Annotated in this window: 18 protein-coding genes; 10 read left to right on the plus strand and 8 right to left on the minus strand. The window is 57.5% G+C overall.

The genetic code is table 11. The features are described 5' to 3' along the window. Positions 1-450 precede the first annotated feature (450 nt). Positions 451-696, minus strand: coding sequence for a hypothetical protein (locus AC3EMP_RS27900; RefSeq protein ID WP_023737208.1), 246 nt, complete (start codon positions 694-696; stop codon positions 451-453). Positions 697-1,631: 935 nt separating this feature from the next. Between AC3EMP_RS27900 and AC3EMP_RS27905 the strand changes: the two genes are divergently transcribed. Further along, the gene (locus tag AC3EMP_RS27905; protein WP_352843016.1) at positions 1,632-1,937 is read left to right on the plus strand and encodes a nuclear transport factor 2 family protein; all 306 of its coding nucleotides are present in this window, start codon (positions 1,632-1,634) and stop codon (positions 1,935-1,937) included. Positions 1,938-1,953: 16 nt separating this feature from the next. Here the strand turns inward: AC3EMP_RS27905 and AC3EMP_RS27910 are convergent, their stop codons facing one another. Continuing rightward, positions 1,954-2,163 carry a DUF3072 domain-containing protein gene (locus AC3EMP_RS27910; RefSeq protein WP_023712903.1) on the minus strand — a complete coding sequence of 70 codons (210 nt, stop codon included), beginning with the start codon at positions 2,161-2,163 and terminating at the stop codon, positions 1,954-1,956. Positions 2,164-2,366: 203 nt separating this feature from the next. Between AC3EMP_RS27910 and AC3EMP_RS27915 the strand changes: the two genes are divergently transcribed. The 4 genes from AC3EMP_RS27915 (at position 2,367) to AC3EMP_RS27930 (ending at position 4,431) form a co-directional block, all read left to right on the plus strand. Further along, positions 2,367-3,284 (plus strand): NADP-dependent oxidoreductase, encoded by a 918-nt coding sequence (locus tag AC3EMP_RS27915; protein ID WP_352544961.1) that lies wholly within the window; start codon positions 2,367-2,369, stop codon positions 3,282-3,284. 200 nt (positions 3,285-3,484) lie between these two features. Beyond that, positions 3,485-3,715, plus strand: a complete 231-nt coding sequence (locus AC3EMP_RS27920) for a hypothetical protein (RefSeq protein ID WP_352712138.1) — start codon at positions 3,485-3,487, stop codon at positions 3,713-3,715. After that, positions 3,715-3,957, plus strand: a complete 243-nt coding sequence (locus AC3EMP_RS27925) for a DUF982 domain-containing protein (protein WP_352712136.1) — start codon at positions 3,715-3,717, stop codon at positions 3,955-3,957. The genes AC3EMP_RS27920 and AC3EMP_RS27925 overlap by 1 nt, the downstream gene beginning before the upstream one ends. A gap of 189 nt (positions 3,958-4,146) precedes the next feature. Further along, complete coding sequence (locus tag AC3EMP_RS27930) at positions 4,147-4,431, plus strand: PilZ domain-containing protein (RefSeq protein WP_023716427.1); 285 nt, start codon at positions 4,147-4,149, stop codon at positions 4,429-4,431. Positions 4,432-4,830: 399 nt separating this feature from the next. Here the strand turns inward: AC3EMP_RS27930 and AC3EMP_RS27935 are convergent, their stop codons facing one another. Then, positions 4,831-5,550, minus strand: coding sequence for a Crp/Fnr family transcriptional regulator (locus AC3EMP_RS27935; RefSeq protein WP_352712135.1), 720 nt, complete (start codon positions 5,548-5,550; stop codon positions 4,831-4,833). A gap of 475 nt (positions 5,551-6,025) precedes the next feature. On the opposite strand from AC3EMP_RS27935, the gene AC3EMP_RS27940 reads away from it, so the two are divergent. Next, positions 6,026-6,424: a response regulator gene (locus AC3EMP_RS27940; protein ID WP_352712133.1), complete on the plus strand. Its 399-nt coding sequence runs from the start codon at positions 6,026-6,028 to the stop codon at positions 6,422-6,424. Between the two features lie 318 nt (positions 6,425-6,742). Here AC3EMP_RS27940 and AC3EMP_RS27945 read toward each other — a convergent pair whose 3' ends face one another. Then, a complete protein-coding gene (locus tag AC3EMP_RS27945; protein WP_488494700.1) occupies positions 6,743-7,555 on the minus strand; it encodes an ATP-dependent DNA ligase in 813 nt (270 codons plus the stop codon). Between the two features lie 124 nt (positions 7,556-7,679). On the opposite strand from AC3EMP_RS27945, the gene AC3EMP_RS27950 reads away from it, so the two are divergent. Together AC3EMP_RS27950 and AC3EMP_RS27955 are read left to right on the plus strand one after the other, a co-directional pair. Further along, positions 7,680-7,865 carry a DUF3606 domain-containing protein gene (locus AC3EMP_RS27950; protein ID WP_352712129.1) on the plus strand — a complete coding sequence of 62 codons (186 nt, stop codon included), beginning with the start codon at positions 7,680-7,682 and terminating at the stop codon, positions 7,863-7,865. 428 nt (positions 7,866-8,293) lie between these two features. Beyond that, the gene (locus AC3EMP_RS27955) at positions 8,294-8,521 is read left to right on the plus strand and encodes a KTSC domain-containing protein (protein ID WP_352446762.1); all 228 of its coding nucleotides are present in this window, start codon (positions 8,294-8,296) and stop codon (positions 8,519-8,521) included. A gap of 222 nt (positions 8,522-8,743) precedes the next feature. Here the strand turns inward: AC3EMP_RS27955 and AC3EMP_RS27960 are convergent, their stop codons facing one another. From AC3EMP_RS27960 to AC3EMP_RS27970, 3 genes are all read right to left on the minus strand, one after another. Next, a complete protein-coding gene (locus AC3EMP_RS27960) occupies positions 8,744-9,028 on the minus strand; it encodes a hypothetical protein (RefSeq protein WP_352712127.1) in 285 nt (94 codons plus the stop codon). A 125-nt stretch (positions 9,029-9,153) separates the two neighbouring features. Beyond that, positions 9,154-9,372, minus strand: a complete 219-nt coding sequence (locus AC3EMP_RS27965) for a hypothetical protein (protein WP_352446760.1) — start codon at positions 9,370-9,372, stop codon at positions 9,154-9,156. A gap of 225 nt (positions 9,373-9,597) precedes the next feature. After that, a complete protein-coding gene (locus tag AC3EMP_RS27970) occupies positions 9,598-10,110 on the minus strand; it encodes a hypothetical protein (protein ID WP_352712125.1) in 513 nt (170 codons plus the stop codon). Positions 10,111-10,484: 374 nt separating this feature from the next. On the opposite strand from AC3EMP_RS27970, the gene AC3EMP_RS27975 reads away from it, so the two are divergent. Then, positions 10,485-10,901 carry an NAD(P)/FAD-dependent oxidoreductase gene (locus tag AC3EMP_RS27975; RefSeq protein WP_352712124.1) on the plus strand — a complete coding sequence of 139 codons (417 nt, stop codon included), beginning with the start codon at positions 10,485-10,487 and terminating at the stop codon, positions 10,899-10,901. A 280-nt stretch (positions 10,902-11,181) separates the two neighbouring features. Here AC3EMP_RS27975 and AC3EMP_RS27980 read toward each other — a convergent pair whose 3' ends face one another. Further along, positions 11,182-12,000 (minus strand): alpha/beta fold hydrolase, encoded by an 819-nt coding sequence (locus tag AC3EMP_RS27980; protein ID WP_352712172.1) that lies wholly within the window; start codon positions 11,998-12,000, stop codon positions 11,182-11,184. A gap of 107 nt (positions 12,001-12,107) precedes the next feature. On the opposite strand from AC3EMP_RS27980, the gene AC3EMP_RS27985 reads away from it, so the two are divergent. Beyond that, the gene (locus AC3EMP_RS27985; protein WP_352446757.1) at positions 12,108-13,031 is read left to right on the plus strand and encodes a LysR family transcriptional regulator; all 924 of its coding nucleotides are present in this window, start codon (positions 12,108-12,110) and stop codon (positions 13,029-13,031) included. The last annotated feature ends 96 nt before the right edge of the window (positions 13,032-13,127 follow it).

Raw genomic sequence — 13,127 nt, forward strand, 5'->3', positions numbered from 1 at the left:
TTCCTGCCGAAAAGGCGCGGCGGGCGAGCCATTGGTACGGCTTGCGCCCAGGTGCGATGCGTATGGTGCTGGGCACGGCTGGGCGGGAGCGGAACTCTTTCCAGCCTTGGCCCAGCTGTGCAGCCGGGCCGACACCGTTATTTAGTCTGGTCATCCCTGCCTTGGTGATCTCGCCTTTACAGATTCCAATCCTGGACGCTAAGCCAGCAGCGGCCACTCGCTGCTGTCCAATCAACAAGCCCCAAACATCAGGTCGCGGTTATATACAAAAAAGCCGGCCACCTTTCGGCAGCCGGCCAGTGCAAACAAGGAAGGGAACGTTGCACTGATGGGGCAGTGCACCGTCCGAAGCGTTTCCAGGCGACAATGTTCCGCCGATGAGAGAACAATGAAGGCTTCACCGCCAGCGCACAATCCCCTTAGCCGCGCTGTGTTGCCGTCGCCTAGTGTCTAAAGGCCTTTAACCAGCCACGGATCGGTGTCGTATCCAAGGCGCGGCTTTTCCGGCGTTCCACCGGCCGGCAATTTGGCGGTTCCGGTCGGCCTGCAGTCTAGCTCGAGCACCTGCTTCTTGGCCGAGTGCTTCGTAGAGCAAAGGTCCGTGGCGTCACTCACCACCACCTTCTTCTCCTTGGCAACAGCGACACCAGTCCCAGCGATCACGATCGCCGCGCAAAACACAGCTACTCTCATCATACTCCCCACCGTTGCGCCTCCCCAAAAGGCTGAGCATGACGTCACGGCACTTTTAAATTACCGCAAGCGAATATTAGCTTGCCTAGTCCCCTTCACATCGGCTCTGGTCGCCTTCCCAACCGTGCGGCACGGTGGATAAAGACAATCTAGCTGCCTCGTTGTCTACACGCGGAAAGCCTGCTCATAAGCACTTGCTGATAAGTGTAGCCTGCTATTATCTGCTCCAGAATGGATACCGATACGACCGCTATTCCGGCTGTCAGCAACGACCGAGACACTTCTGCTGCTCGCGAACGTCGAAGCGGGGCGTTGTAGTGAAACTGCCTCTTCTGGCCGGACAGCGCTTCGAGCTGGCTACTTTGATTTGCCTGCTGGGGCTTTCGCTGCAGAAGGGAAGGCATCACTGCAGCACTGCTGGCCTCTCCCCCACATGAAGGCTTGCGCGCATAGCTAGGCCACGGTGCCGGTAAAGTTGTACTCGACCGGCAAGAGAGTTGGTTACTCGTACTCCGGACGCTTGCATTCGATCAAAGCAGCCGCAACGCAAGGCCCTCGTTGTTGAACAGAACGAGGCGGTTGAAACAGCGAACTCGCTTCAAAACCACAGGGCGCCGACTCGTTTCGGAAGTAGGGAGCTTGCGACACACCCTCAACTCGACTTGATTTTCTGGCGGCCTTTGGCGCGAGGCGTCGTCAGAAGTAACCGCGAAAGCAACAAAGGAAACGGACCCAACTGGTCCGAATAACCGTTTGCCTGTTGTCAGCAAGGATCGGTCCTTCCATGCTCTGACCGCTGCAAACACTGGCGTGGAGAGGCCTCGATGTCACAGACCGATGAAAGTCTTATTACCGCTACCATTGAAGGCTACGTTTTGGCCATGTCCACCGGTGCCGAAGAAGGGCTGCGGGCAGCCTTCCACCCACGCGCATGAATCATCGGTAACTTCCAGGGCGCGGTCGAATGGCTGAGTGTCGATGCCTATGTCGGCGAGGTGATGGGTGCGGGCTTGCCGCCGAACACCAGCCCCAACTGGACAGTCGCATCGCTCGACATTACGGGCGATGCAGCCACTGTGAAGGTTGAGGACGAATTTGGAACCACAAGGTTCACCGACTATCTTTCCCTGCTCAAGATCGCAGGAGAGTGGAAGATCGTTAGCGAACTCTACCACCTTCACCATTTGGACCGTCCAGATCACAGGCCAAATACCGCGAAACTGGCGACCTTCAACCTGTCGTAGGTCTCTCCCAGCGCCTTTAGAGCTTGAGCTCACTCCTTAGCGCGTCGATTCGCTTCGAGGCCTCGGCTTTGCTTAGATCTTCGGCGTAGCTTCTGTCGTCGCCCGCCTGCTCACATAATGTTTTCAAGTAGGAAGCTTGCGACGGAGTCATTGGCTCGTCACCAGTCGTCCATTCGTCAGGATCCTTGCTGATAGTTGCGCTTTTGGCTCGGGGTGAAGTTTGCATGACGTGTTCCACATGCTTGAAGTGTGTGAAATTGCGAGGGCATAGGTGTTCACGACTGCAAGTTTACCCGTGCTGGAAGAATCCGACGAGATTGCTTAACTTCCGCTCGCGGTCGCCAACGATGAACCGACGCCAACTCTGCGCGAGACATCGAAAGATCCTCCGCGGCCGCAATTTACCCCAACGGTGAGGAGACAATCCCCATGAAAGCAATCGTAGCGACGGACCAGACTGCAGGAACGGCCGGGATGAAGCTGGTGGAGCTGCCCGAGCCTCGGGCGGCAATTAACGACGTGGTCGTACAGGTTCATGCGGCAGGATTCGTCAACACCGAACTGGAGTGGCCCTCGACGTGGGCCGACCGAGCCTTCCGTGACCGGACCTCTTCGATCCTCGGCCACGAACTGGCTGGTGTGGTCACTGCGCTCGGCTACGGCACCACAGGGCTTTCTATCGGTCAGCGGGTGTTCGGCCTCGCGGACTGGCATCGCGACGGCACCCTCGCCGAGTATGTTGCCATGGAGGCCCGTAACCTCGCGCCGCTGCCCGGCGATGTCGACTTTACGGTGGGCGCTAGCCTGCCGATCTCCGGCCTAACCGCTTGGCAGGGGCTGTTTCAGCATGGCCGCATCAAGGCCGGGCAGAGCGTTCTCGCGCATGGCGCTGCCGGTGCCGTCGGTTCGATGGTGGCGCAGCTTGCCAGGGAGGCTGGAGCCTATGTGATCGGCACCGGGCGGGCCGCCGACCGCCAGAAAGCGCTCGACTTCGGTGCAAATGAATTCCTCGACCTCGCAAAAGACACGCTTGAAGATGTAGGCGGCGTCGATCTGGTGTTCGATGTCATCGGCGGCGATTTCCAGAAGCGATCCGCAACGCTCGTCCGGGCCGGAGGTATCCTTGTCACAGTCGTTGGACCAACGGACATTCGACCTGCCGATGGCCTGACCGTTGACTTCGTCGTCGAGGCTGATCGCCCCCAGCTTTCTGAGATAGTGCAGCGGATCCGCGATGGACGACTGCGGACGAACATTGGCAAGGTTTCGAGCTTGGATGATGCCATCGGCACCTTCAACTCAACGGACCGACGTGCAGGAAAGACGGTTATCCGCGTTCGTCCGTGAGAATTTGGGGAGGCGGGTCCTCTCTCCTTATGGCCGCGTCGGCAGCTGACACGGTGAGGTGCAAATCAGCGCCTTCGAGGGATTTAGCCATCGTAGGGCGGTGTTTGCGGGAACCTGCTTTGTACGCTTCCGACTCTTGCCTTTTTCGGAAAGTGACCCACAGAATAGCTGATGAGGTTCTATCTCTCTGGGAGGATGGGATGGACATTCAAGCACCTGTTCGGCCTACGCAGCAAACGGCCAAGGAGCTGGTCCGCGAGGTCCTGTTGGGCTCTCAACCCGGCGACATTATTTCCGTTAAAGCGACCATTGTAGCGGTCCGTGAGCGCGGCCGCGATGTTCTCGAAACTGACTGCCAGTTAGTCGAAATGATCGTCAAATCAGCCTCCGTTTGGGGACTGTTCATCGCCTTTGACGTTCGAGAGGCGTGATGCCCCACCGTTGGTTCAACCCTCCAGTTTATGTGAAGACCGAGGGCCCGGGGCTTCGCCTTGGTGTGAACCGGGTTGATGCCGCCGCCGAGGAGCTCCTAAAATGGTCCAATCGTGGCCCCAAGTGGCGGCTGGCGGCCGAGGCTTGCCTATCTGCGATGGATGGCAAAATGCCGGGTAACGACTTCCGGCTGCTGTTCGAAGCCGCGGCCGATGAAGAGGAGATGCTACTGCCGGATTAACAACGCTATACGACGAGACCATTCGGGTCTGTTCGCGTTGGCGGTGGGCAAATTCACCAGCGCGACGGGCATCTGTGCCGTCCGTCTCCGTCAAATTTCCAAAGTGAGACACAACCGAGCGACGACCTAGATGGACAGCTGTTCGCCCGTGGGCGTAGCATAGGGTGGGGGGTGACCGATGGAGGTCACATGGTTGATGAAGAGCATCGCCGCGAACGAAGGCAGCGGGTGCTGAAAGGCGCCTCAATCATCAGCGGAATCACAAACTCCGAGATCAGTTGCACCATTCGGAACCAAAACAGTGGCGGAGCTGAGCTCAAAGTCCCGGTGGAATCGCGTGTCCCTGAGCGGTTCGTGCTTTACGTGCCGACGGACGGCGTTGCCTACCAAGCAGTCCTGCGGTGGCGCAGGAACGACCGAATTGGGGTTCAATTTATAGGAACGTTGCCAAAGCCGCGTCTCCACTATGGCTAAGCTTGTGCCCGGGATGCACTGATTCGGGAGTTTGGACACTCTCCGGCGCTCCGCACGTGTTCCATGGCAGTCGTACTTTAGAGGTTACCCCCGGGGAACCTTCGCTTCAGGTCGACACGGTCAGAAGCCTGAAGATCACGGGAATATTCCTCGTCCAGATAGTTAGCCAGACGCCCACGCGCTGCGGGGGTACCCAGTGAAGACGTCAAACACCGTCCAGCTTTCGGCGGGTTCCTTCCTCAGGTCGTAGCTTTGGGGAGCCATGCCGTCGCTAGGTAAGTCTGCGGTCCAGTTCTCAAGCAGTGATCGACATTCCTGTTGGAGTGAGGGTTCTACAGCAGATTCGGTTTCAAGGATCGCGAGGGGTTGGCTCAATGCATCATGAGCGACCCAGCATTCTCAGAAACCGGCACCCGTCTGCGCAGCCCTATGATGCAGATAGGTAGAGTCAAAATCTGCGGCGCGAACGAGCCCTGCCCAGTCGGTCGCATGAAAACGCGAGCCAAGGGTAGATATCAGACCGTCGCGTCGAAGGTCCTGGAGCACTCGGTTCACGTGCACGGTGGAGAGGCCAACTGCGTCGCCAAGTGCAGCCTGCGTTATGGGGAGATAGGCCACGTGATCTTCAATGCGACCTACCGAGCGAAGGCGGACAATAAGTTCGCAAAGAATGTGAGCCATACGAGAGTAGGCGTCGCGCCTTCCGACGTTGGTGACCCACTCTCGATAGATCGCCGCGTCGATCACAGTGGAGCGCCAAAACACTCTCGTTATCGAAGAGTGCTGTTCGCAAATGGCGCGAAGATCGTCGTGCCGCATGAAGCCCACTCGAGAGGGCATCAGAGGGGTGAAAGTGCAATCCATGACCGACAAATGCAAACCATGCAGGTCGGGAATGTCGCCCGGAACAAAAAAGGAGGAGATCTGACGCTTGCCCTTCCCGGTTAGTTTGGTCGACCCTATCAAGCCGTCAAGAACGACGAAGGAAAGGGTCGGCTTTTCGCCCTCGCGCAAAATGTCTTCATTGGCCTTATATTTCTTCTCCTGAATCGAGATGTTCCCCAGAATGCCAATATCTGATTGTGCGAGTTCCGAGATGGCCTGGAGCTTGCGGATCAAGATGTTTGAAGTAGGAGCGTGTGCCATCAAGACCCCGTTCGGGTAGCCAACCAATTTGCTGTGGGCGCTTACGTTCTCGATGGCGGTAGGGCTGGCGACGTTAGATTGTGCTTGATGCCTTTGGCTTCCCGCATCAGGGAGGACCAATTCGCCCCTAGCAGCGCTATCAACTCCAAGGCTTGCGGCTCCGTGATGTCGGTCTCCTCGATAAGCCTTTGGACAAGGCGACGCTCGGCTTCAGACATCATGCTGCTAGGATCCTTCCCAACCGCTCAGAGACCCCTTCCTAACTGTAACATTTGATATAAGTTCCCACCTAAGTGGCTGTTTTTTTGAGGGGCCATAGCGTTCGAAGCCCCGCACTCCGGATCACAGCCTGCTATCCGCCCGATTAACATATGTTATTATGCAAGGAACATTCGAGGCCTGCGGCGGTTAAATTGCCGAGGAATTACTCACGGGGGGCAGGCTTTCAATGCCGTCGGGTTCCGTCCTGATCGTGGAGGATGAGAGCATGATCCTCTTAGATGTCGAGAACTCCCTGCGCGAGGCGGGGTTCGAGGTCATCGCCGTTTTAAAGGGCCTTGAAGCCATTGCGACTTTTGATCGTGAGCCGGAGCGAGTTGCGGCTCTGCTTACAGATATCAGACTGGGAGACGGCCCTACCGGGTGGGATGTGGCCCGGCACCTGCGAGGCGCCAATCCCACCATGCCAGTGATATACATGAGTGGCGATGGCGCGGACGACTGGCCCTCGCTTGGAGTGCCCAACAGCCTCATGATCACCAAACCGTTTGTTATGCCGCAGATCATTACCGGGCTGGCAACTCTCCTCAATCAACAGGGAGTGGACCAACTCCCAGCCTCAGAATAGTTGCGGTTGGTAGCTGCCATGTTCTCTATAGGGAAATCAGGGACGCCTCTGCTATCCGCCATCATTTGCGGGCAAGTCTCCAGAAGCTTGGCTTAACGGACCAACAAAGGGTCTGCGCTCCCGGCAGTCTACTTGATCGAAGTGAGGTGCCGGGAACATACAACGTCGGTCGTTGTTCTCTCCGATCAGGAGGAAAGATATGGCAGACGACAAGAGCAAGCGTGATGTTCGAGATCGAAACCGCGTATCAGCCGATGAAGATTATGAGGTTCGGTAGTTCGCGAAACAGCATCGTATCACGCCAGAACAGGTCGCGAGCTAATTAGAGAACCCGGCAACGACCGGAAGAGGCTCGCCCGGCTTAACCCACTGTGTCGCCGGCCGCTTCATGCCCTTCGGCGCCGGCCCAGCGTGCTCCTGGACGCGCTTCCATAGCCGTTCGCGGATTGCCTGGCTGGAGTTGATGAACGCTGAGCCGACATACTGCCCGGTTTTCCGATCGGCCATCAACGCAAAGGCCGGCTTGCCGGGTTCCCGCTCGACGCCTAGCAAATCATATTCCTCCACCATGTAGCTTTTGATCTTCAGCCAGGCTGTCGACCGGCCGCTGCGGTATTTGCTGTCACGTCGCTTCGACACCATGCCTTCTATGCCCGCCTCGTCGATCAGGTGGAATATGGCTTTAGCATCTCCGGGCAGCGCTTGGCTGAACTGGATGCGGTCATCAGGGAAGATGAGGCCTTCCAGGATTTCGCGACGGTCTTCGAGGTCCATTTCCCGCAGATCGTGACCGTTCAAATAGAGGAGATCGAAGGCGACGAAGTAGAGGTCGTGCTGCCGGCGCGTGATGGCCTTGCGCAGCGCCTGATAGTCCGAAAGCCCGGCTTCGTTGAGAACGACTATTTCGCCGTCAACGATGGCATTCTCAACGCCAAGGCGTTTTGCGGCGCCGGCCAGGTGCCTGTATTTTGCCGTCCAATTGTGGCCGGTGCGCGTGAAGATGCGCACGTCATGATCGATGATGATTTGGCTGCGGTAGCCGTCGAACTTGAACTCGTGAATCCATTCGTCGCCTTCGGGAGGCTTCTCGACCACGGTCGGCAGCAAAGGCTCGACGAACTTTATACGCATGAACTCACCCACACCCGGCGATCCAATTAGCTTGTGCTGAAATGGTTCCGAAACCGGAAACCGGCTTTTGGTGCAACAAACACGCTAACTGAACGTTGCTCGAAATTCACAGGAGGAATCGAGAATGGCCGACGACAAGAGCAAACGGGATTTTCGTGATCGGGACCGTGTTTCAGCCGATGAGGATTATGAGGTCGAGTATTTCGCCACCAAAACCGGCATCACCCCGCAGCAGGTCAGGGAACTGATCGCGAAGCACGGCAACCAACGCGAGACACTGGAGCGGGAAGCGAAGGCGCTGCGGAAATAATGACCAGGCTTTCGGATCTCGGCAGACCAATAATCGGTCACCGACATGACGGCCCGCCCGCGAGCGAGCTCGATCATTTCATCCCTTGCCCTGTTTGCGGCCAACAGATCGACATGCGCGATTTTCGCCAAGTCGCGTATCATTCCGATCCGGATCACGATCAGCCTATCGAGCTAGACGCTTAGGACCAAAAGTGCCGAAATACCACGTTGAGGAAATGGACGGCGATGCCGTGACGGCTACCCACATCGTCCACGCGACTAACGCCGATCAGGGCGGCGCGGGAAGCGACAGAGCGCGACGTCACCCTGCGCACCAGCGAACCCATTTGGATCAGGGTTGCCGACGAGAAGCGCGGCCACATCTTCGAATACAGTTTCAGCCTGTAGCTGGCGATCCAACCGGCTAGTTGATTTGGATGGCATACCATGCCGTCGACTTCGATACGCAAGTTCGACTATGACCCGAACACCAGGGTTCTCTCGGTTTGGTTTGTAGCGAGCGGGAAACATTACCAGTTTTTGGACGTACCCGCTGAGGCCGTTGCCGCGTTCAAAGCTGCCTTTGCCAAGGGCGTCTATTTTAACAGCCACATCCGCAATCGTTATGCATTCCGGCTCGCGCCAGGGAGGGCAGCAGGCTCGTCGGGCGATTGAAGTAGCCCAGTTCTAAAGCCAGTGAGCGACGCGATGGGATGGCCCGCGCTTGCTTCCGAGCGCGGGCCGACCATGATGAGTGGAGAGGACATCTTGGTCACCGGAACGGACCGCTGAATAACGAGCCGGGTGTGACCGAACAGCCTCAGAGCGAGGATGTTCCTTGGGCCGCACAAAAACGCCCGCCAGCACGAGCCGCGGACGTGCTATCTGGTGTTGGGCCTATTTTCCCATCATCATCGCAGCTTTGCAGAAATCTTCATGGGCCTTCGCAATGTCTGCGTCAGCGCAGTCCTTCATCACCGCGTCCTTGTCCTCCTGAGACATAGCCGACCAGGCGGCTTTCGCTTCGGCCTCAGACTTCATGGTCTTCATGCCGGCGTCGGTGAAGAAAGGAGACATCTTCGCAGGATCGTCGAGCGCAGAGGTGCCGGTGGAACTGCCGGCAAACGCCGATCCGGTCATAAGGGCAAATGTCGCGCCGAGAATGAGCATTTTCGAATTCATCAAAATTCCTCCGAATGCAACTGCTTGAGTGCAGCCGTGCTAATGCAATGCGGGTCAGCAGAAAAAGTTTCCAACAAAACCTGAAATTGCAGAACTTGCCACCGATCGTCCGCCTTCAACGGGCTTTAAGCCTTCGGAATAAGTAAATCGGCCAAAGCCGAGAAGCGCGTATCGTGGTTGAACGCTTCGGTCAGATCGGTTTCACTGATACCCTCCGCCTCAGCGTCGGCGATGAGGCGCCTTGCCAGCCGTTCAACCTTTGTCTGGTCGTGGCCGGAACAAACTTCAATCAAGTCGTACTTCTCGATCCATTCATCCAGAAATTTTTCAGCACGCTGTTTCATCGAGGAAGCCTTGGGAAATGGCCCGCGCTTTCGGTCAAGGCGGCGCGGGCCTGACCATGATGGGGGACATCTTGGTCACCAGCGCGCGCTGAGGGAGCACGGACCGGGTGAGTCAGAACAATCTCGGTAGAAAGACGTTCCTACCCACAATGCAAAAAACCCGCCGGCGTGAGCCAGCGGGCTTCTACGCAACTCCGACCACATCGCAAAGCTGCGACGGTTCTCTTAACGCCGCGAGATCAGCAGGCAGAGCTCCCGGAGGTCCTTGTCATAAGAGCCAGAACCGCTCAGCACATCGACACAGCGCTTCTTCATGCGTGCAATCTGACTCTTGGACATGTCGGCAACAACACCCGGCAGGTTTGGAGTCCCCGGGGTCCCTGGCGTCCCAGGCGTTCCAGGCACACCGCCAATGCCGACACCCACGCCAACGCCGACACCAGTCGTGCCCCCGACGGTCGCACCGAGACCGGCTGTCACGCCGCCCGCACCGCCGATATTTGCCCCGGCACCAGCCGCAATCCCATTGCTGCCCCCTACTGTGGCGCCAGCGCCGGCTTTGACACCGCCGGAGCCGCCTATAGACGCGCCAGCGCCAGCGTTAACACCGCCAGCGCCGCCGACAGATGCTCCGGCACCAACGCCAATGCCGCCGCCGGCACCGGCAGGCATCGCAAGGGCTATTAACACTGCACCGCCGGCCAAAACACGGGCGAAGTGCGCTAGAATCTTTACCATGAAACTCTCCTTGGCTGTCGAATTCTGCAGCCGAAATAGTTTGGCTGTTGACAGCATCTACGCATAGAACAGAACGCGGTTGCCTAACTTTAGGAAACTTCCCCGATCATGCCTTTCAATATCAACCGAACTTAGATGCAATTAGAATTTAACTGTAAAAACCTACCACGCACTTATTGCACGAACGAAGCGGTTCGGCAGTTAACTTCAAGCAGGGTGGGTTTGACGGCACCGGGGCTCCGGCCAAAACACAAAAAAGCCCGCCACTGTGAGGCAGCGGGCCAGTAATTCTAGCCGGGATCAGCCACCTTCCCGTTCGTTCATGTTCTGCCGCTTTCCACGGACCCAACCGCAGCTTCACCTTTGCCCACGATGTGGAGGATCATCTGGGCTTCGCGGACGCCGCGTCCGCGAACGTCAAACGACAAATTGATGAGTACATTGCTTCGGCCGGACTAGATGCTCCTCCGGTTGAGCCCGACCCAGCGGAGATCGTGGCACAACGCCTTCCAAGCCCACAAATACAGACGCTCGATCCAGCTGCGATCGGAATCATGACGGTCATTTGGTGTGTCGGGTTTCGAGGAGACTTCGGCTGGGTGCGTCTGCCCGGGGTGCTCGACGCGGATGGACAACCATTGCAGGACGACGGCGCCACGGTTCTGCCGGGCATATTTTTCGCCGGAGTAGACTTTGGCTCGACCCGAAAATCGGGAATAATACTGGCGATCGAAGAACTGGCTTCTCGCCTCGCCGACCACATCGTCGCACGCGTCACCGCAGGTGGGTAGCGCGATCCCCTGTGTGGCGAAGTGGGATGCAGCAAGATGCGGAAGGGCGATTGCGATATCGGCTTTTGGCGGATGAATGCGACAGGTGGATCAACTGCTTTGATGTGAAGCGCCTGCGCGGCTTGACCGATAAGCTAGCCAATATCGTGTACCGCAATCGACCGGAAAGCTGACATAGAATCCTGTACGGAAATTATGTCAGGTAATTGCATGGGCTTGAAGACAAATGCGAAGAGACCGCCGTCAGCATTCTCTAGACGATGATGGATGAGAGATGTCGTCAAGACCTTATGAACGAAAGCAGGTCGGGATTGAGGACATCAGCATGTGTGGTTAGCATGCCGTGAGGGAAGCCGGGATAAGTCTTCAGCAACCCGATCTTGAGCAATTCGACCGCGCGCGGCACGGAACTTGCGAACGGGACGACTTGGTCAGCCTCGCCATGCATCACCAGCACCGGCACGGCGATCTTCTTGAGGTCCTCAGTGTAATCCTCGAGCCAAGAGTCTACGGTCGCGTAGTGAGCGAGGGCACCGCCGGCCATGCCTTGGCGCCACCAGTTCGCAATGATTGCCTCCGAAGGCTTGGCTCCATCGAGGGTGTACCCGTAGAACGGATGCTCAGGGACGTAACGGAAAAATTCCGACCGGTTGCCCAGCACGCCTGCCCGGATCGCTTCGAACCACTCCGGCGGTTGACCGGACGGGTTGTCTTCGCTCCGGTACATGTTAGGAGTCAAGGAAGCGACCAGCACCGCCTTCGCGACGCGCTCCGGGTGGCGTGCGACATAGCGAGCCACCTCACCGCCACCTGTCGAGTGCCCGACATGTATTGCCTCGCGCAGGTTGAGGTGTTCAGTCAGGCCCGCGAGATCTGCAACCCAGTGGTCGATGTCGTTTCCGCTGCTGGGCTGGTCGGACCGGCCGTGGCCGCGCCGGTCGTGGGCGATCACCCGATACCCGTGATGAAGGAAGAATGTCATCTGGGCATCCCAGTCGTCCGCCGACAACGGCCAGCCGTGGCTGAAAACGATCGGTTGGCCCGAGCCCCAGTCCTTGTAAAAAATACTTACGCCGTCCGTCGTTGTAAAAGTAGGCATCGATCCGCTCCTTTTTTGGATATCGCGGAACATAGATTCTCCTTCCTCCCGCAACAAAGACCTTGTATGCTCGACCTATGCCTGAAAGGTATAGGTCGAGGGATACGATGGAACTCCGGCATTTGCGTTACTTCGTTGCAGTGGTTGAAGAAGGTAGTTTGTTGATGGCAGCGCAGCGGCGGCTGAATACGTCGCAACCCTCATTGAGCCGGCAAATCCGGGACTTGGAAGCTGAAGTGGGTGTGCAACTGCTGGAACGACAAGCGCGAGGCGTCTCGCTTACACCTGCGGGTCGCATTTTCCTCGATCACGCGCGCCTGGCCCTACTGCAGGTCGAAGCAGCTGTTGATAGCGCGCGACGAGCGGCTGAGCCGAAAAGGCCATCTCTTTCCATAGGATTCCTGGTAGGATTGGAGGTTACGTGGCTTCCGCATCTGTTGCGCATACTCCGAGAGGAAGCAGCGGACATAGAGGTCACCCTGTGCAGCCTGTCCTCCCCTGAGCTCGCCCTTGCGTTGATGCGCGGGAAACTGGACATCGCATTTCTTCGCACCGAGAAACAAAGTCTGGGCCTCTCGTTCAAATTGCTTGCTGAAGAACCATTGATTGCGGTTCTGCCGGCAGGTCATCGCTTGGCTTCTCGCAAGAAAATCTCGCCGCAGGATCTTGCGTCCGAAATCTATGTCAGCTCGGCGCGGACCTCCCCGGTCCTGCAGGAGGTAATCCTCGATTACGCATCGAAAGCCGGGATCGCGCTCAAGGCGAGATACGAGGGCGAGAACATATCGTCGGCAATGTCGCTTGTCGTCTCCACTGGCGGAGTTACACTCGTGCCACTGTATGCGCAGAATATGTTGAGCCCAAACGTCGTCGCGAGGGCACTTGACGGTACACCTCCTAAAATTGGTCTGAACCTGGGATACAACGACGCGAATTCTTCACCATTGCTGCAACGGCTCCTGTCTCGGGTCGATGAGTTGATAGATAGCGTGCAAAATCAGAGCATCATTCGGTACGCGGACACACAGTAATAGAGACGCGAACTGGGAGTTCGAGGGCCGCGAGGGTAAGATCGTGGCGGGCTGCTTGTCGCGCACAACGGATAATTGCTCAGAGACTCTATCTCG

The organism is Mesorhizobium sp. P160219 (assembly GCF_057786095.1).

Excerpts from the sequence above, each read along its gene's own strand:
- AC3EMP_RS27970 (WP_352712125.1), bottom strand. The coding sequence starts at position 10,110 with ATGGTAAAGATTCTAGCGCACTTCGCCCGTGTTTTGGCCGGCGGTGCA.
- AC3EMP_RS27915 (WP_352544961.1), top strand. The coding sequence starts at position 2,367 with ATGAAAGCAATCGTAGCGACGGACCAGACTGCAGGAACGGCCGGGATG.
- AC3EMP_RS27940 (WP_352712133.1), top strand. The coding sequence starts at position 6,026 with ATGCCGTCGGGTTCCGTCCTGATCGTGGAGGATGAGAGCATGATCCTC.
- AC3EMP_RS27950 (WP_352712129.1), top strand. The coding sequence starts at position 7,680 with ATGGCCGACGACAAGAGCAAACGGGATTTTCGTGATCGGGACCGTGTT.
- AC3EMP_RS27960 (WP_352712127.1), bottom strand. The coding sequence starts at position 9,028 with ATGAATTCGAAAATGCTCATTCTCGGCGCGACATTTGCCCTTATGACC.
- AC3EMP_RS27920 (WP_352712138.1), top strand. The coding sequence starts at position 3,485 with ATGGACATTCAAGCACCTGTTCGGCCTACGCAGCAAACGGCCAAGGAG.
- AC3EMP_RS27980 (WP_352712172.1), bottom strand. The coding sequence starts at position 12,000 with ATGCCTACTTTTACAACGACGGACGGCGTAAGTATTTTTTACAAGGAC.
- AC3EMP_RS27945 (WP_488494700.1), bottom strand. The coding sequence starts at position 7,555 with ATGCGTATAAAGTTCGTCGAGCCTTTGCTGCCGACCGTGGTCGAGAAG.
- AC3EMP_RS27900 (WP_023737208.1), bottom strand. The coding sequence starts at position 696 with ATGATGAGAGTAGCTGTGTTTTGCGCGGCGATCGTGATCGCTGGGACT.
- AC3EMP_RS27965 (WP_352446760.1), bottom strand. The coding sequence starts at position 9,372 with ATGAAACAGCGTGCTGAAAAATTTCTGGATGAATGGATCGAGAAGTAC.
- AC3EMP_RS27910 (WP_023712903.1), bottom strand. The coding sequence starts at position 2,163 with ATGCAAACTTCACCCCGAGCCAAAAGCGCAACTATCAGCAAGGATCCT.
- AC3EMP_RS27925 (WP_352712136.1), top strand. The coding sequence starts at position 3,715 with ATGCCCCACCGTTGGTTCAACCCTCCAGTTTATGTGAAGACCGAGGGC.
- AC3EMP_RS27985 (WP_352446757.1), top strand. The coding sequence starts at position 12,108 with ATGGAACTCCGGCATTTGCGTTACTTCGTTGCAGTGGTTGAAGAAGGT.
- AC3EMP_RS27955 (WP_352446762.1), top strand. The coding sequence starts at position 8,294 with ATGCCGTCGACTTCGATACGCAAGTTCGACTATGACCCGAACACCAGG.
- AC3EMP_RS27930 (WP_023716427.1), top strand. The coding sequence starts at position 4,147 with ATGGTTGATGAAGAGCATCGCCGCGAACGAAGGCAGCGGGTGCTGAAA.